Origin of the sequence: Phaeovulum molybdatiresistens, assembly GCF_023544865.1 — a bacterium.
In the GTDB taxonomy this organism is placed as follows: Bacteria; Pseudomonadota; Alphaproteobacteria; order Rhodobacterales; family Rhodobacteraceae; genus Pontitalea.
Map to the genome: position 1 here is coordinate 62,732 of NZ_JAMJFX010000006.1, position 24,851 is coordinate 87,582.

Here is a 24,851-nt window from a genome sequence, read left to right on the forward strand (position 1 = left end):
GGTCAGACCAGCAGCGCATGGATGCCATCGGCGGTGGTTCCGCTGGCATGCACCCGGCGCACGCCCACCGGCAGGATGCTCATCTCGGGCACCGACAGGGTGCGGACATGGCCGCGCACGGTGGTCACGGTCAGCGCGCCCGCGGTCTGGATGAACAGGGCGGCGGCCACCTCGGGCAGGTCGGCGGTGTCGCTGGGCGTCACCGGCAGGATGTCGCTGGCGGGACCAGACAGGGACAGTGCGCGGTTCTTGAACGGGTCTTGCATGGGACACTCCATCATTTGTGATCCCGGCACCCTATTTCCAATGCGTTAACGCCCGCGCTAGGCAGCGTACGCCGCCTCAGCCGCCATAATAGCCCGCGTAATGATAGCCGCCCTTGCGTTCCGGTTCACGGTTAAGCGCGCACAGCACCTCGGCCCGTTCGGGCGTGACCTCGGACAGCACCTGCAGCGCGTCGCGCAGATCGCCCTGCCCGGTCTGTGCAAACTGCACCACCATCACCACCGCATCAGCAAAGGGCGCAAGATAGCGCGCGTCCACCACCGGCAGAACCGGCGGCGCATCCAGGATGACAATGTCGAATTCGCTGCGCGCGGCCGCGACCAGCCGGGCAAAGATCGGCGCGCCCAGAAGCTGATCGGTTTCCCGATGCGCCCGCCCCCGCCCCGGCATCAGCAGCGCCTGTGACAGCGGGTCTTGAACCAGAAAGCTGGCGGTCTCCTGTTCGGCGCCGGGGTCAGTCAGGTAATCGATCATGCCCCGCGCGGGATCAATGCCTGCCACCCGGTGCAGGCCGGGCCGGCGCAGGTCGGCATCGATCAGGATCACGCTGCGCCCGCTGGCGGCAAAGGCCCGCGCCAGCGCCAGCGCCGTGGTCGATTTGCCCTCGGCCGGATTGGCCGACGTGACAAGGATGCAATCGCCCTGCCCCCCGGCCCCCCGCCTGCGCCCCAGCGCATGTTCCAGCGAGGCCCGCAGCCGCCGCACCGCCTCGGCATAGACGCCAAGGGGCGCGGTCACCACGGTATCGGCGATCGCGGCCCCTGCCTCGCCGCGCGGCGCCACAAGCGGCAGCGCGGTCGCGACCTTTACCCGCATCACCTCACGCAGCTGATGTTCGGACGTGATGCCACCGACGTAATATTCATTCAGAAACGCCAGCCCGATCCCCAGACCCAAGCCAGCCACAAGCCCGAAGCCCAGAACCAGCGCCCGGTTCGGATGGGACGGCCGCGCAGGCGACAGCGCGGGCGAGACGATGCGGCTATCGGCCATCTGCACCGCTGCCAGAACCTCCAGCTCGCGCATGCGCGACAACAGCGTCTGATACTGCCCGCGCGCGATCGTCGCCTCTTGCTGCAATTGATACAGCTCGCTTAGCACCTGCGGCGGCAATTCCCCCGCCAGAAGCGCCTCGCGCAGCGCGCCGCGCGACTCGCGCATGGTCGCGGCAAGTGCCGTGCCCTCGGCCTGCAGCGCGGCAATGGCCTCGGCGGCGGCGCGTTCCTGATCCACCGCCAGGGCCGCCAGCGCCCCCCGCAGGTCGATTTCCGCCGCCGATCCCGGATCAGCCCCGCCCAGCCGGCGCTGAAGCGCCTCGCGTTCCGCCTGAAGCTGGGCCAGCGCCTCGGTGCCAAGCCGCGCCGTCAGCGCCGCCCAATCCTCACGCTCCAGCGCGCGCGCGGCTTCACGCCCGCGCAGATCGGCCTCCAGCCGCCGCGCATCCATCGCGCGCAGATCCGCGCGCAACGCGGCAATATCGGCCAGACCGGTTTCGGTTTCGATCCGGTCCAGGTTTTCTTCGATATAGCGGTCGATCGCGGCCTCTGATCCGGTCAGCGCGGTTTGCGCGGCCGCAACCTGGCCCTGCAACATGTCACGCGACCCCAGTGATCCCGACACCTTGCTGGCCAGCTGTGCCTGAATATAGGCCTCGGCCAGGGCATTGCTCAGCGCCGCCGCCCGATCCGCATCGACCGAAGCAACCGACACCGCGATCACATGCGTCAGCCCCCGCCGCCGGACGGATGTGGCTTGCATGAAGCGATCCAGCACCCCCTTGACCAGCACCTCGCCGCTGATTTCCAGCGCGCTTTCAAAGCCCAGGGCCGCGCGGAACCGATCCGCCAGCGACAGACCCGGCCCGAATTCCGCATCGGCGATCAGGTTCTGGTCGCGCACCACCGCCAGCGCCACCGTGGGCGAACGCAGGATCTCGACCTCGCTGTCCACACGCGCATTCTCGCCCGAGGCTGAACGCGCGGTATCCTCGCCATAAAGCAGCGATTTCGGCGCCGGATCGACCATCACCAGCGCGGTCGCGGTATAGATCGGCCGGACCAGCACCACATAGACCAGCGCCAGCGCCAGCATCAGAAAGACCGACGCCAGGATCAGGCGCAGCTGCCGGCGCAGCAGAAAGACGATGGATTTCAGGTCAAGCGGATCACTGGTCATCGGGTCAACTCTTTAAAAGGTGGCGGCGGGGCGGCCGGTTACGCGCAACTGAACGCAGGGGCGGGGCCATGTTCGGCAATCAGGAAAGCGGGTTCGTCACCGGGGAACAGGCGCACCGCGCTTAGCCGGCCTGTGGCATAGGCGCCGCTGTCCACATTGATGCGCCAGCCGCGCTGCATCGCGCGGGGCTGCGGCATGTGGCCATGCACCACCAGCGCGCCGCCAAGACCCGCAGGCGCGGGCAGCGCCGGGTCGTCAAACCCGCGCGACCACAGCAACGTGTCCAGCGTCTGGCCTTTCAGCGGTCGGTCGGGGGCGGTGCCCGCATGGCAAAAGAAATGCCCCGCCCAAAGCCAGCCCGGCAGGCCACGCAGAAAGGCCAGATGCGCCGGGGGCACATGCGCGGCCACAAGCGCCGCCAGGCGCCGCGCAGGCATGCGGTAGCCATGCCGCGGATCGGGCGCAATGCCATAGGATGCCAACGTCTGCGCCCCGCCATGGTCCAGCCATGCCGCCCGCGGATCGGGGGCTGTCAGAAAGTCCAGCGCCATCTGTTCGTGGTTGCCCATCAGGCATAGTCGGCGCAGCCCCGGCGGCGCGGGGGCCAGCAGAAAATCGATCAGCCCCGCGCTGTCGGGGCCGCGGTCGATCATGTCGCCCAGGATCACCACCAGTGCAGGCTTGTTGCCAAAGCGCGCGGCCCGGTCGGTCAGAATGCGCCGTTCCAGCTGACGGTATAATGCCGCCTCGCCGTGGATGTCGCCCACCGCATAAATCGGTGGAAAGGGCCCAGGCAGGTCAAGCCCGGGCGCGTGCTCACCAGCTGGCACCACGCCCCCGGACCAGACCCGCCGCAGGATCGCCGCCAGGTTCATGCCGCCGCCCCCGCGACCCGGGCACGTTCTTCGGGCAGGCGACGCGCCAGCCCAAGCGCCAGGATCGACAGCAACAGCAGAACGTTGCCCTGAACCTCCAGGCTGACATCGGCCAGCGAATGAACCGCCGCCACGCATAGCGCGCTAAGCCCCGCCACGGGCAGCAGGCTGTCCGCCGGGCGGGCACGGCGCAGACGGACAAGCCGCCGCGCCGCCAACAGCCCCGCAAGCGGCGGCAATGACCCCGCGATCAGCCCCATCTCGGCCCAAAGCGCCAGATAGACCGAATGGGCGTGATCCCAGATCAGCCCCGGCTCCAGCGACGGGCGGTGGTGCAGCTCAAAGGCCGGGGCAAAGGCATCAAGGCCATAGCCCGTCCAGGGCCGCGCCCAGATCATCGTGGCCACCTGGCGCCACAGTTCCAGTCGGTGGGCCGCATCCCCGACCGTCAGGATCGCGCGATCCGCCAGCCCTGCCCCGGCCACAAGCAGCACCAGCGCGAACCCGGCAAGCCCGGCCCAGCCTGTTCCACGCCCAAGCCCCCCCGGCATCGCCAGCGTCACCAGCGCAAGCCCCGCCACCGTCGCCACCAGACCCATCCGCGACTGTGTGCCCAGCAACGCCAGAAGCACGATCCCCAGCGTCGCCCAAAGCGCCGCCCCGGTGACGCCCGACGGCGCCAGCCAATGGCCCCGCAGGCTTCGCCCGCGCCCGCCCAGCAAAAGCGCAAGACCCAGCGTCGCCCCCATGCCCAGAAAGGTGGCAAACGCATTGCGGCTGACAAAGGTGCCGGTGACCGCGCCGCGATAGAACTGCTTTTCCCCCCAGGGGAACTGGTCGCCAAACAGCGTCAGCGACAGCAACCCCCAAAGGGCATGCGCGACCACACCGGCATAGATCACCCAACCGATCCGGCGCGCATGGTCGGGGCGCGCGGCGGCCTGGGTCAGCATCGCGAACAGCGCCAGACTGCCCGCGATGCGCAGGATCGCCGGTTGCCCCGCCCCCGGCGCAAGGCTGATCGTCGCGGCGGCCGCCACCCCGGTTTCGGGAAGGGCCACAACGGCCTGCGGCAGCGCCCCCGCGACCGGCAGGATCTGAAACCCCGCAAAGGCCAGAAACAAAAGGATCGGTACCAAAACCGGCCGCAGGGTCGCAACCCGCCCAAAGCCGCCCCCGCGCGCCACATGAAGCCCCGCCACGGCGCAGGCCAGCACCGCGCCGATCAACCAGACCGGCGCCCGGTTCCCGCCAGCGGCAAGCGGGGTAACCAGCACAAGCGCCACCAGCACCCCGTCAGCAAACCCCATCCGCGCTTGTGTCATGCGCCCGCCCGCGATCATCGGCCCGCCCCTTCCCCCGCACCCTTCACCGCATGCAGAAAGGCGCGCTGCGCCACGGGCGGCAAAGTCTCGGCCACAGATACCAGAACGGGGCGGATCGGCGGATCGGTGTGCCAACGCTGCGCCATGGCCCCGCGATAGCGCGGCGCGGCGATCAGCAGCGCCGCATCCGCGCCGACCGCGCCGCGTGCCTTTTCCGACAGATCGGCCCAGACCGGCAGGGCCAGATCCAGCCGCCGCGCCGCAAGCCAGCCCTCGCCCGGGGCGGTGCGCTGCGCAAGGGTTATGGCCTGTGAAAACCCTGCAGGATCGGCCCTGGCCAGCGCCGCCTCGGCCCGCACCAGATGCGCCAGGCCAAGCGTCGGCGCACGCGCCAGAATGGCCCCCGCCAGATCCGCGCAACGCCGGGCCAGCAGGGCGCGCCGGTCGTCCGTTTGCAGCGCGGCAAAGGGCCCGCGCAAGGCCCGATCACAGGCCTCCAGCTGCGCCCGTTGCCCGCGCAGCGAAAGCGCTGGATGAACGGGGCCTGTGTGCGGGCCCGTCAACACCTGTTCGACCTGCGCCGCCGGCCCCCTTTGCCCAAGCATCGCCGCCCGGTATTCCCGTGGCAGCATCGCCGCAGCCGCCAGCGCCACGGCCAAAGCCGCAGAAACAATCATAAGGCGAGCTATCGGCAAGGGCATCACTGCCGAAAATGACATGCGCAGGGTCCGATCCTGTGGTCCGTTTCCGCGGGGCTAGGCGCTTTTTCTGTGTCGATCATGAAAATGGAAACGCCACAAGTCCCAATAAAAAAAGCCGTATTGTGCGTTGCCACCATGCAACGCGACGGGCGCAAAGCCCCGATCCGTAACGCGAAGGAATGTTGCATCTCACCCCGGGCCATGCTTAGGGTAATGCAATCATAGGTTTAAAGGGGTTTCTGTATGCGCCGCCATCTTCTTGCCACCCTTCTGTCGATCACATGCCTGTCGCCGGCGGCTGTCGGGGCGCAACAGACGCTGTTCGACGCGCGCGCGATCAGCGCTGGTTGCGCGGCGGGTGATTGTGTTGGCGCGGTGCGCGTCTCGGTTGCGGCGCTGCAAGCCCAGGGCCTGACCCAGCCCGCGATGAATTCGCAACTGGCGATCCTGGCGGCAATGCTGGTGCAGGCCGCCCAAACCGCCCCCGCCGCTGCCGCCGCCGACTATGCCGCGGCGCTTGAGGCCGTTGCCGCCGCCAGCACCGACCCGACGCAGGCCCGTGCCATCGCCGAAGTGGCGCAGAAGATCGCGGCCGGCAATGCCGCAGCGATCGACCTGACGACCGGCATCGCAGCCTCGGCCGGGTAAGAGGCGGTGGCCCTAATCACGGCATTCGGGGATGCCCAGACGGATCAGCTCGGTCCCGCGCAACTCGGCGAAGCCCACAAGGATGTGGCGCGCCTCGCGCAGATACCAGCCGCGCAACGGTTCGGGATAATGGTCCGCAACGATCCGCGACCAGCGTTCGAAGGCGTCGGGGCGCAGCGCAAGGCCGGGACGGGGCGATCCGGGGCCGTGAAACCCCAACCGCGCGGCGCGCGCAACGCAGGTGCCCGGCAGCGCCAGGAACATCGTGCAGGCCGACCAGCAGCCGCCCACGATACGCACCCGGGCACCGCGCGCGCGCAGGTCACGGATCATCGTCACCCGGTCCGCTATGGCGCCGCCGGGATCGTCGCGGACGGTCTGAACCATCGGCGCGGCGCAGGCCGCATCGGGCCGGGCAAGGCCAAGCAGCAGGGCCAACCACAGCCCGACCGTAAGATGACGCGCCGCCCGCAGCGCAATGCGCACACGGCGGCTGTGGCGCGAAGACCGCAGCATGGACCACCCCCAATGGTGATGCCCGTTCGTTCTGACCGGATTCCGCGCAGACCCCACATCCCCGCTGTCCCCACCAAAGCAGCAAGCCGTTAAGAACCGTTTAGCGGGCCGCCTGCACACCGCAGCAAGGGATGTGAAAGACAATAGGCGAAAGGCGGGAACGCCTGCTATGCTAAGGGTTAATAGGTTGTCCCACCCGGGCGGGAAGACGCGCCCGCGCCTCCGCCGCCCATCATTTTCAGTTGTATCCGAGTATCACCCATGACCCATTTCCCGACGATCCACCCGGTCATTCTGTGCGGCGGTTCGGGCACGCGGCTTTGGCCCTTGTCCCGGCAAAGCTATCCGAAACAGTTTTCCCGCCTGATGGGCGATCACAGCCTTTTCCAGGCCTCCGCGCGGCGGATGGTGGGCCCCGCCTTCGCCCCGCCCGTCGTGGTGACCGCCGATCCGTTCCGCTTCATCGTGACCGAACAACTGGCCGCCGTGCAGCTGGCCCCCGCCGCCATCCTGATCGAGCCCGAGGGTCGCAATACCGCCCCCGCGATCCTGGCCGCGGCGCTTTGGCTGGAACGGCAGGATCCCAAGGCGCTTATGCTGGTGGCGCCGTCGGATCATGTCATCCCCGACACCGCCGCCTTCCAGGCCGCGGTGGCTGCCACCGCCCCCGCCGCCCGCGCCGGCCAGCTGGTCACCTTCGGCATCAGCCCCACCCGGCCGGAAACCGGCTACGGCTATCTGGAACTGGCCCCCGGGGCCGACAGCGGGGCCGCCACGCCCCAACCGCTGGCGCGCTTTGTCGAAAAACCCGATGCCGCCCGCGCCGCCCGGATGATCGCGGCTGGCAGCTTCCTGTGGAACGCCGGCATCTTCCTGTTCAGCGCCGACACCTTGCTGGCGGCCTTTCGCCGCCACGAACCCGACCTGCTGGCCGGAACAGCAAAGGCCGTTGCCGGCGCGCGCACCGATCTGGGCTTTACCCGGCTGGCCCCGACGCCCTGGACCGGGCTGCGCGATGTGTCGATCGACTATGCGATCATGGAAAAGGCCGAAAACCTGGTGGTCATGCCCTATGATGCAGGCTGGTCCGATCTTGGCGGATGGGAGGCGGTCTGGCAGGAATCCGGCCCCGATGGCGCGGGCAACGTGTGTTCCGACCACGCAACCGCGATCGACTGCACCGGCAGCCTGCTGCGATCCGAGGCCGAGGGCGTGGAACTGGTCGGCATCGGCTTGCAGGACATGATCGCGGTGGCCATGCCCGATGCGGTGCTGGTCGCCCGACGCGCCGACAGCCAGCGCGTGAAAGAGGCGGTGACCGCCCTGAAGGCGCGCGATGCGACCCAGGCCACCGCCTTCCCGCGCGACCACAGGCCCTGGGGCTGGTTCGAAAGCCTGGTGATCGGCGACCGGTTTCAGGTCAAGCGCATCGTCGTGCATCCGGGCGCGGCGCTCAGCCTGCAAAGCCATGTCCACCGCTCGGAACACTGGATCGTGGTGCAGGGCACCGCAAAGGTGACGATCGGCGATCAGGTGCAGCTCGTCACCGAAAACCAGTCGGTCTATGTGCCCCTTGGCGCGGTGCACCGGATGGAAAACCCCGGCAAGCTGCCGATGGTGCTGATCGAGGTGCAGACCGGCAGCTATCTGGGCGAGGATGACATCATCCGCTATGAGGACATCTATGCCCGCAGCTGAACCGCTGACCTGTTTCAAGACCTATGACGTGCGCGGGCGGCTTGGGGACGAGCTGAACGAACGCATCGCCCATCGCATCGGCCGCGCCTTTGCCCAGGTGCTGGGCGCGCGCCGTGTCGTGCTGGGCCGCGACTGCCGGGCCTCATCGGCCGCGCTGGCCGGGGCGGTGGCACAGGGGCTGATGGACGCCGGGGCCGAGGTGCTGGATCTTGGCCTGTCCGGCACCGAAGAGATGTATTTCGCCACCACCCATCTGGGCGCAGATGGCGGGATCACGGTCACCGCCTCGCACAATCCGATGGATTACAACGGCATGAAGATGGTGCGCGCCGGGTCCGCCCCGATCGGCGCCGACACCGGGCTGAACGCGATCCGCGCGCTGGCCGAAAGCGGCGCCTTTGGCCCGGAGAGGCCCGGCGGGCGCATCACCCCTGCGGCGCAGGTGCGCGCGGCCTATGTGGACCGCGTTTTGTCCTTTGTCGATCTGGCGGCGCTGCGCCCGATGACCATTTTGGTGAACGCGGGTAACGGGGCCGCCGGCCCTACCTTTGACGCGATCGCCGCAGCCCTGCTGGCCCGGGGCGCGCCACTTCGGTTTGAACGGATCAACCACACCCCCGATGGCCGCTTTCCCAACGGCATCCCGAACCCACTTCTGCCGGAAAACCAACCCGCCACCGCAAGCGCGGTCGTGGCTGCGGGTGCCGATCTGGGCATTGCCTGGGATGGTGATTTCGACCGCTGTTTTCTCTTCGATCACACCGGCGCCTTTGTCGCGGGCGAATATGTCGTGGGCCTTCTGGCCGAGGCCTTTCTGGCCCGCGAACCGGGGGCAAGGATCGTGCATGACCCGCGCGTCATCTGGAACACCCGCGATGTCGTGACCCGCGCGGGCGGGCAGGCCATCGCCGCGCGCACCGGCCATGCCTTCCTGAAACAGGCCCTGCGCGACACCGGCGCGGTCTATGGCGGGGAAATGTCGGCGCATCACTATTTCCGCGATTTCATGTGCTGCGACAGCGGCATGATCCCCTGGCTTCTGGTCGCCGAACTGATCTGTCGCCGGGGCCAGCCGCTGGCGGATATCCTGGCCGAACGGCGCGCCGCCTTCCCGTCCTCGGGCGAGATCAATTTCCGCCTGGCCGACGCCACCGCAGCGCTGGCACGGGTCGAAACCGCGCTGGCGCCCGAGGCCACCGACATCGACCGCACCGATGGGCTAAGCCTGTCCTTCCCGGATTGGCGTTTCAACCTGCGTGCCTCGAACACGGAACCGCTGTTGCGGCTGAATGTGGAATCCCGGGGCGATGCCGCGCGGGTGATCGCCGGGGTCAACCAACTGCGCGCGCTGATCGGCGCATAGCGCTGGCCATGCCGCGCCCGCGGATGCTATGGGCGGCGTAAACCGGCCCGCCCGGGCGGCCATGTGCAAGGAGTATCCCGTGAAACGCGTCCTGATCACCGGCACCGCCGGCTTCATCGGCTTCCACCTGGCCCGGCTGCTGCTGGCCGAAGGCTGGTGCGTGCATGGCTATGACGGGATGACCGATTACTACGATGTTGCGCTGAAGCAGCGCCGCCACGCCATCCTGCTGCAAAACCCCAATTTCACCGCCACCGAAGGCATGCTGGAGGATCAGGCCCTGTTCGACCGCGTGGCCGATGATTTCGCGCCCGAAATCATTGTGCATCTGGCGGCACAGGCCGGGGTGCGCTATTCGCTGGAGAACCCCCGCGCTTATCTGGATTCCAACGTCATCGGCACCTTCACCGTGATCGAGGCCGCGCGGCGGCTGGGGGTGGGGCATCTGCTGATCGCCTCGACCTCATCGGTCTATGGTGCGAATGAAACCATGCCCTTCGCCGAAACCGACAAGGCCGACACCCAGCTGACGATCTATGCCGCGACGAAAAAGGCCAATGAAAGCATGGCCCATGCCTATGCGCATCTGTGGAACCTGCCGACCACGATGTTCCGGTTCTTCACCGTCTATGGCCCCTGGGGTCGGCCCGACATGGCCCTGTTCAAATTCACCGAGGCGATCCTGGAAGGCCGCCCCATCGACATCTACAACAACGGCGAAATGTATCGCGATTTCACCTATGTCGAGGATCTGGTCCGCGGCATCCGCCTGCTGATCGACGCGGTGCCCCAATGCCCCGCAAGCGCCGCCGACATCGCCCCCGGGGATAGCCTGTCGCCGGTCGCGCCCTACCGGATCGTCAACATCGGCAATTCCGACAAGGTGCGCCTGATGGATTTCGTTGAGGCGATCGAACAGGCCCTTGGCAAGACCGCGATCCGCAATTTCATGCCGATGCAAAAGGGCGACGTGCCCGCCACCTGGGCCGATGCAAGCCTGCTGCAGCGGTTGACCGGCTACCGCCCACAGACCGACGTGCGCGACGGCATCGCCCGCTTTGTCGCCTGGTTCCGCGACTATTACCGCAAATAACCGCGACCGTCAGACGATGTCGTGATCGGGGCGCAGCGGAATATCATCCGCAGGCGAGATCGTGTGCCGTTCAATCATCCGGTGCACACGCGGCGCCGTCGCCCCGCGATGCAGCGCATGCAGCCGCTCGGACACCTCGATATCGGCCTTGGTGCGGCGCTGGTTGTGGCGCAGGTATTCGTCCCATGTGGCGACATGGTAGCTTTCGCTCCAGATTTCGGGCTGTTCCAGATCGCGCAGCAGCGCCCAGTTGCGCGCGCCGTCGCGGCGCCGGATCTGGCGGCGTTCCGCCATCAGGCGCAAGAACTCGGGCACGTCCTTCTTGTCGATCACGAAATCGACCATGACCATGATCGGTCCCGACCGGCCCCGCAGATCCAGCCGCAACATCGGTTCACGGAAACGGTTGGCGGGGTCCAGGTCCAGGGTACCGAAATCCGGGATCGCGACAATGAACCCCACCACCGCGCCAAACAGCAGAACCCCGGCAGCGGCCATCAGCGCGGCCTCGACCCCCGCCGAGGTGGCGACCGCGCCCCAGATCCAACTGCCCGCAGCCATGCCGCCAAAGGTTGCCGTCTGATACAACGACAGCGCCCGGCCCACCACCCAGCGTGGCGTGTTCAACTGCACCGACACGTTGAACAGCGACAGCGCCATCACCCAGGCTGCCCCCGCCGGCAGCATCGCCAGCCCGGAAATCCAGACACTGCGGCTTTGCGCCAGCACCACCGCGGCGGCGGCGAACAGGGCAAAGGCGATCTGCACGATGCGTTCGTTGTTGAACCGCTCACGCAGGCGCGGGTTCAGGAAGGCCCCGCCGATCGCGCCCAGGCCAAAGGCCCCCAGCATCGTGCCGAAGGTGAACGACCCGCCCCCCACCAGATCGCGCGCGATCAGCGGCAAAAGCGCCTGCACCGCCACCGCCGACAGGCCAAACAGGGCCCCGCGCGCCATCACCCGCACCAGATTGGGCGACAGAGCGACATAGCGCAGCCCGGCGCCGATCGCGGGCAGGAAGGGTTCGGGCTTGGTGGTGCGCGGGCGCAGTTGCGGGCGCCAGCGGATCAGCGCGGCCAGCAGCGGCAGATAGCTGAGCGCATTGACCGCAAAGGCCGCCGCCGCGCCAAAGACCGCCACGATGATCCCGCCCGCCGCCGGCCCCACGCTTCGCATCAGGTTGAACCCGACCGAGCCCAGCGTCACCGCCGCCGGAATTTCCGGCCGCGGCACCAGATCGCCGACCGACGCCTGCCAGGACGGGTTGTTCAGCGCCGTGCCCATCCCGATCAGGAAGGTGAACCCCAGCAACACCCAGGGCGTCAGCCCGCCAAGGGCCGTGACCACCACCAGCCCCACAGATGCCACCGCCATCAGCGCCTGCGCCGCCAGCATGATGCGGCGGCGGTCCATATTGTCGGCCAGCGCGCCCGCTGCCAGCGCGAACAGCATGATCGGCAGGGTGTTGGACGCCTGCACCAGTGCGATCAGCGTGGGCGAGCTGGTCAGCGTGGTCATCGCCCAGGCCGCGCCCACCGCCTGAACCAGACCCCCGAAATTGGAAATGAGCGTCGCCGACCAGAGCATCCGGAAGGCGCCATGCCGAAACGGCGCGAAGGGAGAGGCGCGTTCGCTCACGCCGGGGGTCCTGATCCTGTTTCCTGGGGCGAGCTTACGCAAGCCCGCCCCGGACTGCAACGGGGCCGATCAGCGTCCCTGTTTCTGTTCCTCGGCCACAAGCGCGGTCAGGCGGAAGAAGCCGTGCACCATCTTGGTGAAGGGCAGCAGCAGGAAGAAGGCCAGCACCGCCCCAAGATGCAGCGCCAACAGCGGCGCCACCGCGCCCGTCCCCGTGGCCGCATAAAGCGCCAGCCCCGAGGCCCCGACAAAGCCCAGCAACCCGACAAAGGCCATCTCACCGCCCCAGACGCGCACCGCGCCCAGTTTCGGGTCCGCCTTGGTCTTGAGCCAGCCCAGACCCACCGTGCCGATCACCAGCAGGATACCACCCGGCACGCCCAACAGTTTCGGCAGGCTGAACAACGAATAGGGCGCGGGCATATCCAGCAGATAATGCATCAGCGTCGCGACCGAGGTCGCGGCAAAGCACAGCAGAAAGCCATACAGCACCGCCTGGTGCAGATGCCGGCGTGCCGCGGAATAGCGATCCTCTTTTTCAAAGTTGCAGCCCTGGCCCTGCCCGCCGCTCAGGTCGCGCAGCACCGCGGCCTGTTTCACCGCACCGATCAGATGGCGCAGCCGGAACGGCCCCGCCGCGACCTCGGTCCAATAGCGGCGCAGGCCGATCGCCACGCCCAGCAGCGGCACAAGGAAGGCGGGCGCAAAGATCGCCACCATCGCGTTATGCGCCAGATGGGCATAGAACCCTTCGCCGCCCTCGGGGCGCAGCGCGGCCAGCGCGGCGAACAGCGCGGCAAAGCCCAGCACCAGCACCGCGGCGATCTTGACCCCGCTGTCGTGGAACGCCCGCGCCAGCGGCTGCGGCCAGACCAGACGTTCCCAACTGTCCTGACGCACCTCGGCCAGGGCCGCGGGCAGGTTCAGCGCGAATTCATGCGGGGGGGTATACTGGCAGGAGTAGTAACACCCCCGGCAATTGTGGCACAGGTTCGCCAGATGGGTAATGTCGCCATCGGCAAAGGCCTTTTGCCGCGTCATCGCGGGAAAGACCGAACAGAACCCCTCGCAATAGCGGCAGGCGTTGCAGATCTCGATCTGCCGGCGGGCTTCCTGAATGAGGTTGGGGGTATCAAGCGACATGGGCGGCAGCCTCCCGGCCTGCGATGCGTCCGAAAACGGTTCCGATGGTCATGCCGAAACCGGCAAGATAGCCTTGGCCAAGGATCGACCCGGCCATGATTTCCCCCGCAGCCCAGACATTGGCCAGCGGGCCGCGCGCGGTATGCACGCGCGCATCTTCCGACACCTTCAGCCCCAGATAGGTGAAGGTCACGCCGGGGCGCAGCTGATAGCCGTAATAGGGCGGCGTATCCAGCGGGCGGGCCCAGTTGGTTTTGGCGGGCGTGACACCTTCGGTCGCCAGCCCGTCCAGTTCGGTCGGGTGGAAGGTGCCGGGGCGGCAGCCGGCGTTGAACTCGGCCACGGTGCGGGCCAGCTTTTCCCCGTCAAGGCCCATCTGGCGGCCCAGATCCTCGATCGTGTCGGCCTTGTTGGGCGGAAAGACCGAGGGCATGAACAGGTCATAGGATTTCGCGTCGATGATCGCATAGCCCACCTGATCGGGCTGGCCCGCGACCAGACGGCCCCAGATCGCGTAACGCTTGGGCCAGACATCCTCGCCCTCGTCATAGAACCGGTCGCCGTCGCGGTTGACCACGATGGAAAACGGCACGCAATCCAGCCGGGTGACGATGCCGCCATCATATTTCGGTGCCCGTCCGTCGATCGCCACGGCATGGCACTGCGTCGGGTCGCCCACGGAATCGCTGCCCTGATCCAGCATGTCCTTCAGCACAACACCCATGTTGTAGGGTGTGCCGCGGATCAGGAAGTTCGCCGCCGCCGGCCCCCAGGCCCGCGTCAGCCATTCGATATCCGACTGGAACCCGCCCGAGGCCAGCACCACCGCGCGCCCCGGCACCGTCTGCACCGGCCCGCCTGCGATGGACACCTCGACATGGGTGAAGCGATCACCCTCAAGGCCGATATGGCTGACCTGCGCCTCATAGACCACGGTGATGCCCAGATCCTCGGCGGTATTGTAATAGGCGTTCACCAGCGCCTTGCCCCCGCCCAGGAAGAAGGCATTGGTGCGCGACAGGCTTAGCGTGCCCGAAAGCGAGGGCTGAAAGCGCACGCCATGCGCCTCCATCCAGGGCAGGCATTCCTCGGAATTGCGGATGGTCATGCGGGCCAGCGCCTCATCGGTCTTGCCCTTGGTGACCAGCATCAGGTCGTGGAAATATTCCTCTTCCTCATAGGCGCCGGTCAGCACCGACATCGGCCCGCGATGCATGCAGCGGAAGTTGCGCGTGTGGCGGCTGTTGCCGCCGCGATAGGTCTTGGGCGCGCCTTCAAGGATTAGCACCCGCGCGCCCGCTTCGGCGGCGGTGATCGCGGCGCACAGGGCCGCGTTGCCGCCCCCCACGACGATCACATCCCAAGGCCCCGTCAGGGGTGGTGTTGCGGTTTCTGGCATGTCTTGCTCCGGTGGTGGTATGGCTGGATTGTCTGGCGGTGAATGGTGTCATGTCTCATGCAATGGCCGGTCACGGCCGCGCAGCGCGCGCAGCCGGGCGCCCTGGGCGGCCTCGATATGGCTGCGCATCTCGGTCTCGGCACGGGCCCCGTCGCGGGCCTCCAGCGCGTCCAGAATGCGGGCATGTTCCAGCGCCGCCTGTTCGGCGCGCTGCGGCTCAACCAGGGTTGTCGGCCCCAGGATCAGCAGAGTCTTCTGAATCGCATTGGTGGCCTTGACCAGAAACCGGTTCTTGGCCGCATCCAGCAGCGTCAGGTGAAACTGGCGGTTCAGTTCATAGGCGTGCCGGCCATGCCCGGCGCGCGCCATTTCCTCATTCAAGGCCCGCAGTTCGGCCAGTTCGACATCAGAGGCCGCCCGCGCCGCAAACCGCGCCGCCGTGCCTTCCAGCACCGCGCGCATTTCATAAAGTTCCATGATCTCGGGGTAATCAAGGCTGCGCACCGTGGCCCCCTGCCGCGGCAGATGCACCACCAGCCCGTCGCTTTCCAGCTGACGAATCGCTTCGCGCACGGGGGTGCGGGAAATGCCCAGACGTTCGGCCAGCTCGATCTCGCGCAGGCGGGCGCCGGGCGGCAGGTCGCCCCGGCGGATTTCTTCCAGAAGGCGGCGGTAGGCGCCCTGCCCCTGCGGCCCGTCAGAGTCGATTTCATCGGTGGTCATGCGCAAAGACCCTTGAGGATTGTCGCCGGATGTATACAGTTGGATACAGAACCCGTCAACTGTCCCGTCAACCACCCAAACCCCGAGATCACAGATGCGCTTCATCACCCGCCGCCGCATGACCACGCTGATCCTAGCACTGGGCGGGGCGGCGCTGTTCCAGTTTCTCGATCTGCCATTGCCTTTCCTGTTCGGGCCGATGGCGGCCTGCCTGATCGCGGCCCTTGCCGGGATGCGGCTGCAGGGCATGGGGCCGGTATCGGCTGCGGCCCGCACGGTTCTGGGCGTGGCGGTGGGCGCGTCGATCACGCCTGCGCTGATCGGCCAGCTGCCGGCCATGGCGGTGTCGCTGGCCCTGATCCCGGCCTATATTCTGCTGATCGCGCTGGTGGGCGTGCCCTTCTTTCGCCGGATGGGTTTTGACGCGACCACGTCCTATTACGCCGCCATGCCCGGCGGGCTGCAGGATATGGTCGTCTTCGGGCAAGAGGCGGGGGGCGATGTGCGGGCCCTGTCGCTGATCCATGCCACACGCATCCTGATCCTGGTCACGCTGGCGCCGATTGTCCTGACCACCTTTTACGGGGTCGCCCTGACCAACCCGGTCGGCCTGCCAGTATCGGAGATCCCGCTGCAGGAACTGGCGCTGATGGTCGGCGCGGCGGCGATCGGCTGGAAGGGCGGCGAACGCATCGGCCTGTTCGGCGCGGCGATCCTGGGCCCGATGCTGGTGACCGCGGTCCTAAGCCTTGGCGGCCTGATCCACATGCGCCCGCCAAAAGAGGCGATCCTGGTCGCGCAGTTGTTCATCGGCATGGGGATCGGCGTGCATTACGTCGGCGTCACGCTGCGCGACCTGCGCGACATCGTGGCCAAGGGCGTGGCCTTCGTAATCCTGCTGGCGGTCTTGGCCGCAATCTTCACCGAGCTTGTGGTGCTGACCGGCCTGTCAAAACCTGTCGAGGGGTTCCTGGCCTTTGCCCCCGGGGGTCAGGCGGAAATGACGGTTCTGGCCATCGTGGCCGGGGCGGATCTTGGCTATGTCGTCGCCCATCACCTGACACGGATCGTACTGGTCATCCTTGGCGCCCCAATCGCGGCGCGCCTGCTGCGCCGGGGGGGCAGGGGCCCCGACTGACGGACGCTGGGCGTCCGTCAGCCCGGCTGGACCGGCGCAAAGGCCAGAAAATAGATCAAAAGCCCGATCACAAGCCAACGCTGTTCGCCCGGCAGGCTGAACCATAGCGTCTGCAAAACCGTGCAAGGCCAGCGCAACACCCACCCCGCCGTACCGCCCCGAGGGCAGATGCGCGCATGCGGCATCAAGCGCCGCCCGCCACTTGGCGCGATATCAGGAAACAATTCTGACTTCCGACGCGTATTGTTCATCTTTTATTTTATTTCAATAGGTTAACTCCTATTAAGATAGGTTGCTTCTTTTCATTCTGATACTTGTCTTTTCGTGCAGGTCTGCGCCGCAACGCCCATGGCTTCCCCCCCGCCGCGCACTAAGGCATGATTGGCTGACCCACACCAAGGGCCAGGAACGGGGGCTTGATGCAGGATCTGTTTTTCCAGCTTGGCGTGGCGCTTGCCATCGGGCTTCTGGTCGGGCTTGAACGCGGCTGGCGTGAACGTGAGGAACCTGCCGGCAGCCGCACCGCAGGCCTGCGCACCTTCGGCATCTTCGGCCTTCTGGGCGGCATCTTTGCGGCCCTTGCCGCCGAAATGGCCGCGCCCCTTGTGTTTGCCGCAGGCTTTCTGGGTGTGGCGGCGCTGTTCGGCCTGTTTCAGCTGCAAGAAGCCCGCCACGACGGAAACTTCAGCGTCACAGGGGTAATGGCGGGGCTGGGGGTCTTTGGTCTGGGCGCGCTGGCGGTCAGCGGCGATTACCGCGTCGCCGCCGCCGGGGGCGCGGCGCTGGCCGCGATCCTGGCCAGCCGTGAAATGCTGCACGCCGCCCTGCGCCGGCTAAGCTGGGTTGAACTGCGCTCGGCCCTGGTGCTGGCGGTGATGACCACGATCGTTCTGCCGATCCTGCCCAACCGGGCGGTTGACCCCTGGGGTGGTCTGAACCCCTGGGAAGTCTGGTTCTTCACGGTGCTGATCGCGACGATTTCCTATGCGGGCTATATCGCCGTGCGGGTGCTGGGCGCGACACGGGGCTTTCTGGTCAGCGCGCTGGCAGGCGCGCTGGCCTCATCCACCGCGGTCACGGTGGCGCTGGCCCGCATGGCGAAGGACACCGCCCAGCCCCGCCCGCTGGCCGGGGCGGCGGCGCTGGCGGGCATGGTTTCAATCCTGCGCGTGATTGGCGTGGCTACGCTTCTGCGGCCCGAAATCCTGCCCCAGATCGTGGCGCCCGCCCTATGCGCCGCCGGTGTTCTGGGGGCCGCGGGTCTGGCCATGTTGCTGCGCGGCACCGGCGCGGGCGCGGCGCCCGCCCCCCCGCGCAACCCGTTTGAACTGCGCGCGCTTCTGGTCTTTGCGGCGTTGTTCGCGCTTGTCGCAACGGCCAGCGCGGCGCTTGTGGGCCGGTTCGGCGCCAGCAGCCTGACCGCGACATCGGCCCTGTCGGGCCTGTTCGATGTCGATGTCGCAGTTCTCAGCGCGCTGCGCATCACCAGCCCCACGATCGGCCTGCCGATCATCGGCACCGCGATCCTGGTGGCACTGGTCGGCAACGCGCTGGGGCGGCTGTCCCTGGCGGTTCTGGCCGGGCCCGTCCGCTTCTGGCTGCCGCTTCTGGCCAGCACGCTGGCCGCAGCCGCAACCGGCACGGTCGTCCTTGCCGTGACCCGGCTGGCATAGCACCCTATTCCGCCGCCGGGATCAGCGTGCCTTCCGCCGCCGCGACGATGCCCGCGGCATTTGCCTCATCGGTGTCGATATGCATTTCGGTGAAGGCATCGGGCTGGGTGCGAACGATGGTGCGCGCAAAGGAAACCCCGCGCCCGGTGCCGGTGACACGCACCTCAACCTCTTGCCCGTCCGCGACGCCCCAGCGCCGCGCATCCGCCGGGTTCATGTGGATATGGCGCGCCGCGATGATCAACCCGTCGGTTTCCACCGTGCCCGCAGGCCCGATCAGCCGCACCTTCGGCGTGCCCGCCAAATCGCCCGACAACCGCACCGGCGCCTGCACCCCCAGCGCGAACGTATCCGTGCGCGACACCTCGACCTGGGTGCGCCCGCGCGTCGGCCCCAGAATGCGCACATGATCAAAGCCGCCGCGCGGCCCCTCGACCCGCACCTTTTCCACGGCCGCAAAATTCCCCGGCTGGCGCAGGTCGAATTCCGGGGTCAGCGTGGCCCCCGGCCCGAACAACGCCTCAACATCGGCCTGGCACAGATGCACATGGCGCGCCGAAACCGCCACCGGCAGGGCCAGCGCGGGGCGGGCGGGCGCGGCCAGCGCGGCGGCGGTTTCACGCGCGATCTGCAACTGCTCGGCCGTCTCGGTCACGATCACCCGCACCCGCCCGCCCCAGGCCTGCAGCTCGGGCGCGGCGCGGTCGGCCAGATCGACATGCTGGTTACGGTCGTGATCCAGCGTGACGCCCATGAATTCGAGCCCATCGCAGATCCGCCTGCGCATCGAAGCCGAATTCTCGCCGATGCCGCCGGTAAAGACCAAGGCATCAAGCCCCCCCATCGCCGCCGCATAGGCGCCGATGTATTTGCGCGCGCGATAAGCATAGATCTCGATCGCAAGCTGCGCGGCATGGTCGCCTTCGGCTGCACGATGTTCCACATCGCGCATGTCCGAACTGCCGGTCAGCGCCTTCAACCCGCTGTCCTTGTAAAGCGCCGCCTCGATCTCGGGGATAGACAGGCCAAGCTCACGGTGCAGATAGCCAAAGGCGCCGGGGTCGATATCCCCCGAACGCGTGCCCATCACCAGCCCCTCCAGCGGCGTCAGGCCCATCGAACTGTCCATGCTGCGGCCGCGGTTGATCGCGCAGACCGAGGCGCCATTGCCCAGATGGCAGGAAATGATCTGCAACCTTTCGATCGGCTGGCCGATCACCTGCGCGGCGCGCAACGCCACGTATTTGTGCGAGGTGCCGTGAAAGCCGAACCGCCGCAGCCCCGCCCCCCGCCAGGCCTCGGGCACCGCATAGGTGGTCACGAACGCCGGATTGGTTAGATGGAACGATGTGTCAAACACCGCCACCTGCGGCAAATCGGGCCAGGTCGCGCGCGCCAGTCGCACCGCCTGCAGGTTGGCCGGGTTGTGCAAGGGCGCAAGCGGCACCAGCGCATCCAGCGCCTGCAACACGGTGTCATCAATCGCGACCGGCCCGGCATATTGTGGCCCACCATGCGCCACGCGATGCCCGACCGCATCGATCCCATCCAACCCCAGATCCGTCAGAAGGCCCGGCACCGCCCCGATCGCCGCGGCGATATCGGACAGCGGCAGGGCGCGCTCGCTGCGCCCCTCGGCCGAACGCAGGCTCAGGCTGCAGCCCTCGGGCGAAAACCGCTCAAACGTGCCCCGGACAAGCTCGGCCTCATTACAGGCCATGTCGAAGAGCGCGAATTTGAGTGTGGAACTGCCCGCGTTGAAAACCAGAATGCGCATCAAGACCTCCTGTCGCTGCCCGCAATATGCGCAACCCGCATCCCAAAGGGTAGACCCCGCAGCGCGCGGGTGCTTCGGCTTTGGCAAAATATCCTCGGGGGGTGAATTGGCCGAATGGCCAAGAGGGGGGCAGACAGCCCCCCGCGCCGGTCCAAACGATCGCCCGGCGATCAGACCAGCGCGACCAGCTCCGCCTGGGGGAACCGCGCCAGCGCCGCGGAGATCGCGGGACGCTCCATCAGGCAAAACGCCGTTGACAGCGCATCCGCCAGCGCGGCCCGTGGCGCGGCGACAGACACCAGCGACCAGCGCTCTGGCGCGGGCTCTGCAGTTCGGGGATCAAGAATGTGACCCAGTTGCCCGCCCGCATCAAACACGGTGCCCAGCGGGGCCGAACTTGCCAGCGCCCGGTCGCGCAGCTCGACGCGCCGAGGCAAAAGCGCATCGCCCGCGCGCAGGCCCACATCCCACGCGCCCCCGTCAGGATGCCCGCCAAGCGCGCGCATCTCACCCGTGTCGATCAGCACATCCGTCAGCCCCTCGCCCGCCAGCAAATCGGCGATACGGTCGGCGACATAGCCCTGCGCGATGCCGTTCAACGTCAGCGCCATGCCGGGGTCCAGCGTGATCGCGGCGGCGTCCAGCCGCACCCGGCCCCAGCCGATCGCCGCGCGCGCCGTGGCCAGCGCCGCCGCATCGGGCGCGCCGCCGTGGGCCTGCGCGCTGGCCCAGGCGGCCCAAAGCGGCTGCACGGTCGGGTCGAACAGACCGCCCGTCGCACTGTGCACCGCGCCGGCCAGGCCAAGGCATTCCAGCAATTCGAAGGGCGGTGCCTGCAACAGGCCGGTGGCGTTCAGTCGGCTGATCGCCGAATGCGGGCGGTAGAGGCTGAAGATCTCCTCCAGCCGGGCAATCTCGGCCAGGGCCATAGCGGTGATCCGCTCGGCCTGCGGATGGGCCAGTATGATCGAGGCCTGCGCACCAAGCGCCTGGCCCCGCCAGCGATGCAGCGGCGCGGCGGCGGCTGGCCTGCCCGCGACAACGGCGGCAGCGGCGGCAATTGTCAGAAACCTGCGGCGGGTGGTGGTCATGTCAATCCTGCCTTTCCTGCGACAGTTTGCGAAGCCGTGCGGCAAAATCCGCCTCGGCCCCGCGGGCATCGGTGTCTTCATCGCCGACCGCAACAGGGGCCAGCACCTCGGCATCGGGGATATCGACCAGCTGCAACACCTGGCCGCCGCGTTCGGCGGCAAAGGCATCGGCGTCGGCGGCGCGGGCAAAGGGCACCAGTTCGGGCGCCTCCATCCCCCCAACCGCATCCGATCCGACGACGTAAAACGCCGCAGCCGCGGATATCCAGTTGTCCGCGCCGGTCATCTGCCAGCTGGGCGCCACGGCCATGTCATTGACAAAGATCGCCGCGATCAGGTGGCTTTGTTCCGGCATACGCTGATAGGCGATGGCATCGCGCACCTGGGAAAAGAACAGCGGATGCGGCTGGCCCGTCAGATGCACCTGCGCCTTGGGGCCGGGATGTTCCAGCAGGTGCATCTGGCAATAATGACCCACGGCTTCCTCGGTCATCGTCACCGGCTGCGGCTGGCTTGCGTTCTCCTCGCGGCAGGCGGCCAGCGCCAGCATCAGCGCGATCAGGACAGCGTGTTTCATGGCGTCACCTTTCGAAAGGCGGCGATGGCGAGCCCCAGCGCCAGCAATGGCCACAGCAGGATGGACACCAGCGCCTGCCAGGCGGGGATCGTGTTCGCAGCCCCCGCAAGGCCCGCGGCGGCGGCCGTCGCCTCTGAAGCCGACAGGTTGTAAAGCCGGAAGGCGTCGGCCGGATTGGCCAGCAGCAGCCAGGGGAAAACCCGGGTGGTAAAGGCGCCGCCCCCATCGGCCACGATTGCCGCCAGCAGCCCCAGATCATAAAGGACGATCAGCACCAGCCACAGCCCGATCGCCAGCCCCGCCGCCCCCGAGGGCCTGCGCGAAACCGCCGAAAGCGCATAACCCGCGCCCAGGAACGTCGCCCCCAAAAGGACCGAGGACCACATCAGCCGCCACAGCGCCGGCGCCCCTTCCAGCGCGCGTGGATCGACCACGGCGGCGGCGATCGCGGCAATCGCATAGCCCACGCCAACCGCCAGCGCCAGAATGCCGACATGGGCGACCAGCTTGCCCATTAACACCTCGGCCCGGGCAACCGGATAGGTTAGCAGCAGGGGCAACGTGCCGCGTTCCACCTCGCCCGCGACCGCGTCGAAAGACATCAGAAGCGCCACCAGCGGCACCAGATAGACCGCAAGCGAGGTCAGGCTGGCCACCGTCACCGACAGCCGGTCGGCGCCAAGCGCGCCGGTGGGGGCAGACCCCGCCGCCGACAGAACAAGGGAAAACAGCGCCATCATCACCACCGCAATCGTCACCCAGCGGTTGCGCAGCGCAATGCGGAATTCAGTGGCGGCGGTTGCCAGGATGCGGTTCATTGCCCGTCCCTCCGGCTGAAATGGCTGTAAATATCCTCAAGGCTGGGGGGCAGCACCTCAAGATCGGCAACCAGATCGCCCAGACCGCTGATCCGCGCCAGCGTCGGCAGCTTGGCGTCCTGATCGCAGGCCAGATGCAGCGTGTCCCCCTGCGCCACGGCGCCGGGAAGCGCACGCGCCAGCGCGTCACCCTGCCCGGGGCGCGCGGTGATCTGCATCGCCACCGGCAGCGCCGCCCCACGCCGCAGGTCCGACAGCCGCCCCTCGGCCACCATCACGCCTTTCGACAGGATGACGATCCGGTCAGTGCGCGCCTCAACCTCGGTCAGGGCGTGGCTGGACAGAAGGATCGAGGCGCCCTCGGCCGCCAGCCCATCCAGCAGCGCGTAGAAATCGCGCCGCGACACCGGATCAAGGCCCGAGGTCGGTTCATCCAGCACCAGAAGCGCCGGATGCCCGATCAGCGCCTGGGCCAGCCCCACGCGCTGGCGCATGCCCTTGGAATAGGTGCCGATCCGGCGGGTGGCGGCATGGGCCAGGCCCACACGTTCCAGCAGGCCCATCGCGGCACCGGCATCCTGCCCCCGCAGGCGCAGATAGTGGCGGATCTGTTCCAGCCCCGTGAGCGCGGGGTGAAAGGCCACGTTTTCGGGCAGATAGGCCACGCGGCGGCGCGCCTCGGCGCTGCCGGGGGCGGCGCCGGTCACCACCACATTGCCGCCATCGTAGGGGATCAGGCCCAGGATGATCTTCATCATCGTCGATTTGCCCGCGCCGTTGTGACCCAGCAGCGCCACCCGTTCGCCGGAGGCCAAGGAAAGGCTTACATCCCGCAGCGCCGTCACGCCGTCATAGGTCTTAGTGAGCTGTGAGAGGGTCAATGTCTGTGTCATCTGTCATACCATTGCGCCAGGCGGGGGCAGTGTCGGCCTCGATCCGGGCGATATCTTGGGGGACCGCAATCGCGATCGGCGCGGTCAGGGGGTGGCTGTCCAGCACGCCGCCGGGCAGGGTCGCGGGGAAGCTGGCCTGCGACCAGCGGATCAGCTGCACCGCGGGCGCCCCCAACAGCAGCGAGGCGGCCGGCTGCGACCACAGGATATGGTCCATCAGGTCATTGGGACGAAAGGCGCTGTCGGCGATGCCGTCGCCGTCCAGGTCAAACACCGGATGGTCCGACCAGTAGTTGCCCCGGCCCTCAAAGCTCCATTCAATGTCGCGGGTGCCGACGTATTTCACCTGCGTCTGGTTGCCGATGAAGGCATTGCCGGTCAGCACGTTGCGTTCCGACCCGGCGGTGAAATGGATGCCGATCGAACACCCCTCAAAGCGGTTGTCATAGATCAGGTTCTTGTGGGCATTGTAGATGAAGGTGCATTTCTCGGCCCCGCCGCGCACCAGATTGCCTGCGACCTCGGCGTTGTTGGCATAGTTCAGCATGACCCCGTGGCTGCGGTCGCCCAGGCTCAGGTTGTCTTTCACCACCACCCGGTTTGAAAACATGATCGCAAAGCCCAGGTGGTTGCCGATGCTGACATTGCCCGAGATTTCCGAGTTGTGGGTATACATGTAATGTACCGCGAAGCGCAGGTCGCGGAACAGGTTGCCCCGGTAGGTGCCGTCCTTCGAGGTGTTGGAAAAGATCCCGTCGCGGCCATAGCGGATCGTGTTGCCCTCGACCACGGTGCCGGGCGCGTTCCAGATGTAGACGCCGTTGCCGCGTTCGTTCATGCGCGGATTGCGGGTGCCGGTGATGGTATTGGCGCGCACCACCGCATCAAGACCGCCATGCACATCGACACCATGCATGTTGCCGGTCAGGGTGTTGCCCTCGATCAGGGCGCGGTCGGCACCCTTGACGATCTTGATCGCGGAATCCAGCGCCTGGTTGTCGTGGCCCGATCCGATCACGGTCAGGCCGCGGATCGTCACGTCATCGGCGGTGATGGTGATCACCGTGCCCTGCCCCAGCCCGTCGATCACGCTGCCGGGGCTGCCCTGCACCGTCAGCGACCGGTCGATGGTGACGGGGCCTTCGAACCGGCCTTCGGGCAGGATCAGCACATCGCCGGGGGTCGCCCCGGCGATGGCCGCTTGCAAGGTGCCCGCCCCCGGCGCCACGCGCCGTCCCTCGGCCGCCACGGCGGGCAGCGCAAGGATCAGGGCAAGGATCAGGGGCAGACCGCGGTTCATGA

22 protein-coding genes are annotated in these 24,851 nt (G+C 67.6%); 6 read left to right on the forward strand and 16 right to left on the reverse strand.

Annotation, left to right across the window (positions count from 1 at the left end; translation table 11 throughout):
* Window positions 1-2: 2 nt before the first annotated feature.
* The 5 genes from MXB90_RS06320 to MXB90_RS06340 all read right to left on the reverse strand — a co-directional run bounded on the left by MXB90_RS06320 (window position 3) and on the right by MXB90_RS06340 (window position 5,337).
* The gene (locus MXB90_RS06320) at window positions 3-266 is read right to left on the reverse strand and encodes a spike base protein, RCAP_Rcc01079 family (RefSeq protein WP_250042513.1); all 264 of its coding nucleotides are present in this window, start codon (window positions 264-266) and stop codon (window positions 3-5) included.
* Between the two features lie 76 nt (window positions 267-342).
* Window positions 343-2,460, reverse strand: a complete 2,118-nt coding sequence (locus MXB90_RS06325) for a GumC family protein (protein WP_250042515.1) — start codon at window positions 2,458-2,460, stop codon at window positions 343-345.
* 38 nt (window positions 2,461-2,498) lie between these two features.
* Window positions 2,499-3,335, reverse strand: coding sequence for a metallophosphoesterase (locus MXB90_RS06330; protein ID WP_250042517.1), 837 nt, complete (start codon window positions 3,333-3,335; stop codon window positions 2,499-2,501).
* Window positions 3,332-4,645: an O-antigen ligase family protein gene (locus MXB90_RS06335; RefSeq protein ID WP_250042519.1), complete on the reverse strand. Its 1,314-nt coding sequence runs from the start codon at window positions 4,643-4,645 to the stop codon at window positions 3,332-3,334. Before MXB90_RS06335 ends, MXB90_RS06330 begins: the two co-directional genes overlap by 4 nt.
* A gap of 29 nt (window positions 4,646-4,674) precedes the next feature.
* On the reverse strand, window positions 4,675-5,337 hold the full coding sequence (locus tag MXB90_RS06340) for a hypothetical protein (RefSeq protein WP_250042521.1): 663 nt from the start codon (window positions 5,335-5,337) through the stop codon (window positions 4,675-4,677).
* Window positions 5,338-5,604: 267 nt separating this feature from the next.
* Here MXB90_RS06340 and MXB90_RS06345 point away from each other — a divergent pair, with 267 nt between their 5' ends.
* Entirely contained in the window at window positions 5,605-6,009 is a 405-nt protein-coding gene (locus MXB90_RS06345; RefSeq protein ID WP_250042523.1) for a hypothetical protein, read from the forward strand.
* Window positions 6,010-6,021: 12 nt separating this feature from the next.
* On the opposite strand, the gene MXB90_RS06350 is transcribed toward MXB90_RS06345, so the two are convergent.
* The gene (locus tag MXB90_RS06350; RefSeq protein ID WP_250042525.1) at window positions 6,022-6,525 is read right to left on the reverse strand and encodes a hypothetical protein; all 504 of its coding nucleotides are present in this window, start codon (window positions 6,523-6,525) and stop codon (window positions 6,022-6,024) included.
* Window positions 6,526-6,786: 261 nt separating this feature from the next.
* Between MXB90_RS06350 and MXB90_RS06355 the strand changes: the two genes are divergently transcribed.
* The 3 genes from MXB90_RS06355 to MXB90_RS06365 all read left to right on the forward strand — a co-directional run bounded on the left by MXB90_RS06355 (window position 6,787) and on the right by MXB90_RS06365 (window position 10,679).
* Entirely contained in the window at window positions 6,787-8,223 is a 1,437-nt protein-coding gene (locus tag MXB90_RS06355; protein ID WP_250042527.1) for a mannose-1-phosphate guanylyltransferase/mannose-6-phosphate isomerase, read from the forward strand.
* Window positions 8,210-9,586, forward strand: a complete 1,377-nt coding sequence (locus MXB90_RS06360) for a phosphohexomutase domain-containing protein (protein ID WP_250042529.1) — start codon at window positions 8,210-8,212, stop codon at window positions 9,584-9,586. The genes MXB90_RS06355 and MXB90_RS06360 overlap by 14 nt, the downstream gene beginning before the upstream one ends.
* A gap of 79 nt (window positions 9,587-9,665) precedes the next feature.
* Window positions 9,666-10,679: an NAD-dependent epimerase/dehydratase family protein gene (locus MXB90_RS06365; RefSeq protein ID WP_250042531.1), complete on the forward strand. Its 1,014-nt coding sequence runs from the start codon at window positions 9,666-9,668 to the stop codon at window positions 10,677-10,679.
* 9 nt (window positions 10,680-10,688) lie between these two features.
* On the opposite strand, the gene MXB90_RS06370 is transcribed toward MXB90_RS06365, so the two are convergent.
* From MXB90_RS06370 to MXB90_RS06385, 4 genes are all read right to left on the reverse strand, one after another.
* Window positions 10,689-12,317, reverse strand: a complete 1,629-nt coding sequence (locus MXB90_RS06370) for an MFS transporter (RefSeq protein ID WP_250042533.1) — start codon at window positions 12,315-12,317, stop codon at window positions 10,689-10,691.
* 69 nt (window positions 12,318-12,386) lie between these two features.
* Window positions 12,387-13,460, reverse strand: coding sequence for a tricarballylate utilization 4Fe-4S protein TcuB (tcuB, locus tag MXB90_RS06375; protein ID WP_250042536.1), 1,074 nt, complete (start codon window positions 13,458-13,460; stop codon window positions 12,387-12,389).
* Window positions 13,450-14,859, reverse strand: coding sequence for an FAD-dependent tricarballylate dehydrogenase TcuA (gene tcuA, locus MXB90_RS06380; protein WP_250042537.1), 1,410 nt, complete (start codon window positions 14,857-14,859; stop codon window positions 13,450-13,452). The genes tcuB and tcuA overlap by 11 nt, the downstream gene beginning before the upstream one ends.
* Before the next feature lie 48 nt (window positions 14,860-14,907).
* A complete protein-coding gene (locus MXB90_RS06385; RefSeq protein ID WP_250042538.1) occupies window positions 14,908-15,582 on the reverse strand; it encodes a GntR family transcriptional regulator in 675 nt (224 codons plus the stop codon).
* A 94-nt stretch (window positions 15,583-15,676) separates the two neighbouring features.
* Between MXB90_RS06385 and MXB90_RS06390 the strand changes: the two genes are divergently transcribed.
* Together MXB90_RS06390 and MXB90_RS06395 are read left to right on the forward strand one after the other, a co-directional pair.
* Window positions 15,677-16,720: an AbrB family transcriptional regulator gene (locus MXB90_RS06390; RefSeq protein ID WP_250042539.1), complete on the forward strand. Its 1,044-nt coding sequence runs from the start codon at window positions 15,677-15,679 to the stop codon at window positions 16,718-16,720.
* Between the two features lie 419 nt (window positions 16,721-17,139).
* Window positions 17,140-18,393, forward strand: a complete 1,254-nt coding sequence (locus MXB90_RS06395) for an MgtC/SapB family protein (protein ID WP_250042543.1) — start codon at window positions 17,140-17,142, stop codon at window positions 18,391-18,393.
* Window positions 18,394-18,397: 4 nt separating this feature from the next.
* Here the strand turns inward: MXB90_RS06395 and MXB90_RS17735 are convergent, their stop codons facing one another.
* From MXB90_RS17735 to MXB90_RS06430, 6 genes are all read right to left on the reverse strand, one after another.
* Complete coding sequence (locus MXB90_RS17735; RefSeq protein WP_284040754.1) at window positions 18,398-20,170, reverse strand: acetate/propionate family kinase; 1,773 nt, start codon at window positions 20,168-20,170, stop codon at window positions 18,398-18,400.
* A 170-nt stretch (window positions 20,171-20,340) separates the two neighbouring features.
* A complete protein-coding gene (locus tag MXB90_RS06410) occupies window positions 20,341-21,261 on the reverse strand; it encodes an FAD:protein FMN transferase (RefSeq protein ID WP_250042558.1) in 921 nt (306 codons plus the stop codon).
* Window position 21,262: 1 nt separating this feature from the next.
* Complete coding sequence (locus MXB90_RS06415) at window positions 21,263-21,838, reverse strand: nitrous oxide reductase accessory protein NosL (RefSeq protein WP_250042560.1); 576 nt, start codon at window positions 21,836-21,838, stop codon at window positions 21,263-21,265.
* Window positions 21,835-22,656: an ABC transporter permease gene (locus tag MXB90_RS06420; protein ID WP_250042562.1), complete on the reverse strand. Its 822-nt coding sequence runs from the start codon at window positions 22,654-22,656 to the stop codon at window positions 21,835-21,837. The genes MXB90_RS06415 and MXB90_RS06420 overlap by 4 nt, the downstream gene beginning before the upstream one ends.
* On the reverse strand, window positions 22,653-23,549 hold the full coding sequence (locus MXB90_RS06425) for an ABC transporter ATP-binding protein (protein WP_250042564.1): 897 nt from the start codon (window positions 23,547-23,549) through the stop codon (window positions 22,653-22,655). The genes MXB90_RS06420 and MXB90_RS06425 overlap by 4 nt, the downstream gene beginning before the upstream one ends.
* Window positions 23,515-24,849, reverse strand: coding sequence for a nitrous oxide reductase family maturation protein NosD (locus MXB90_RS06430; protein ID WP_250042566.1), 1,335 nt, complete (start codon window positions 24,847-24,849; stop codon window positions 23,515-23,517). The genes MXB90_RS06425 and MXB90_RS06430 overlap by 35 nt, the downstream gene beginning before the upstream one ends.
* Window positions 24,850-24,851 lie beyond the last annotated feature (2 nt).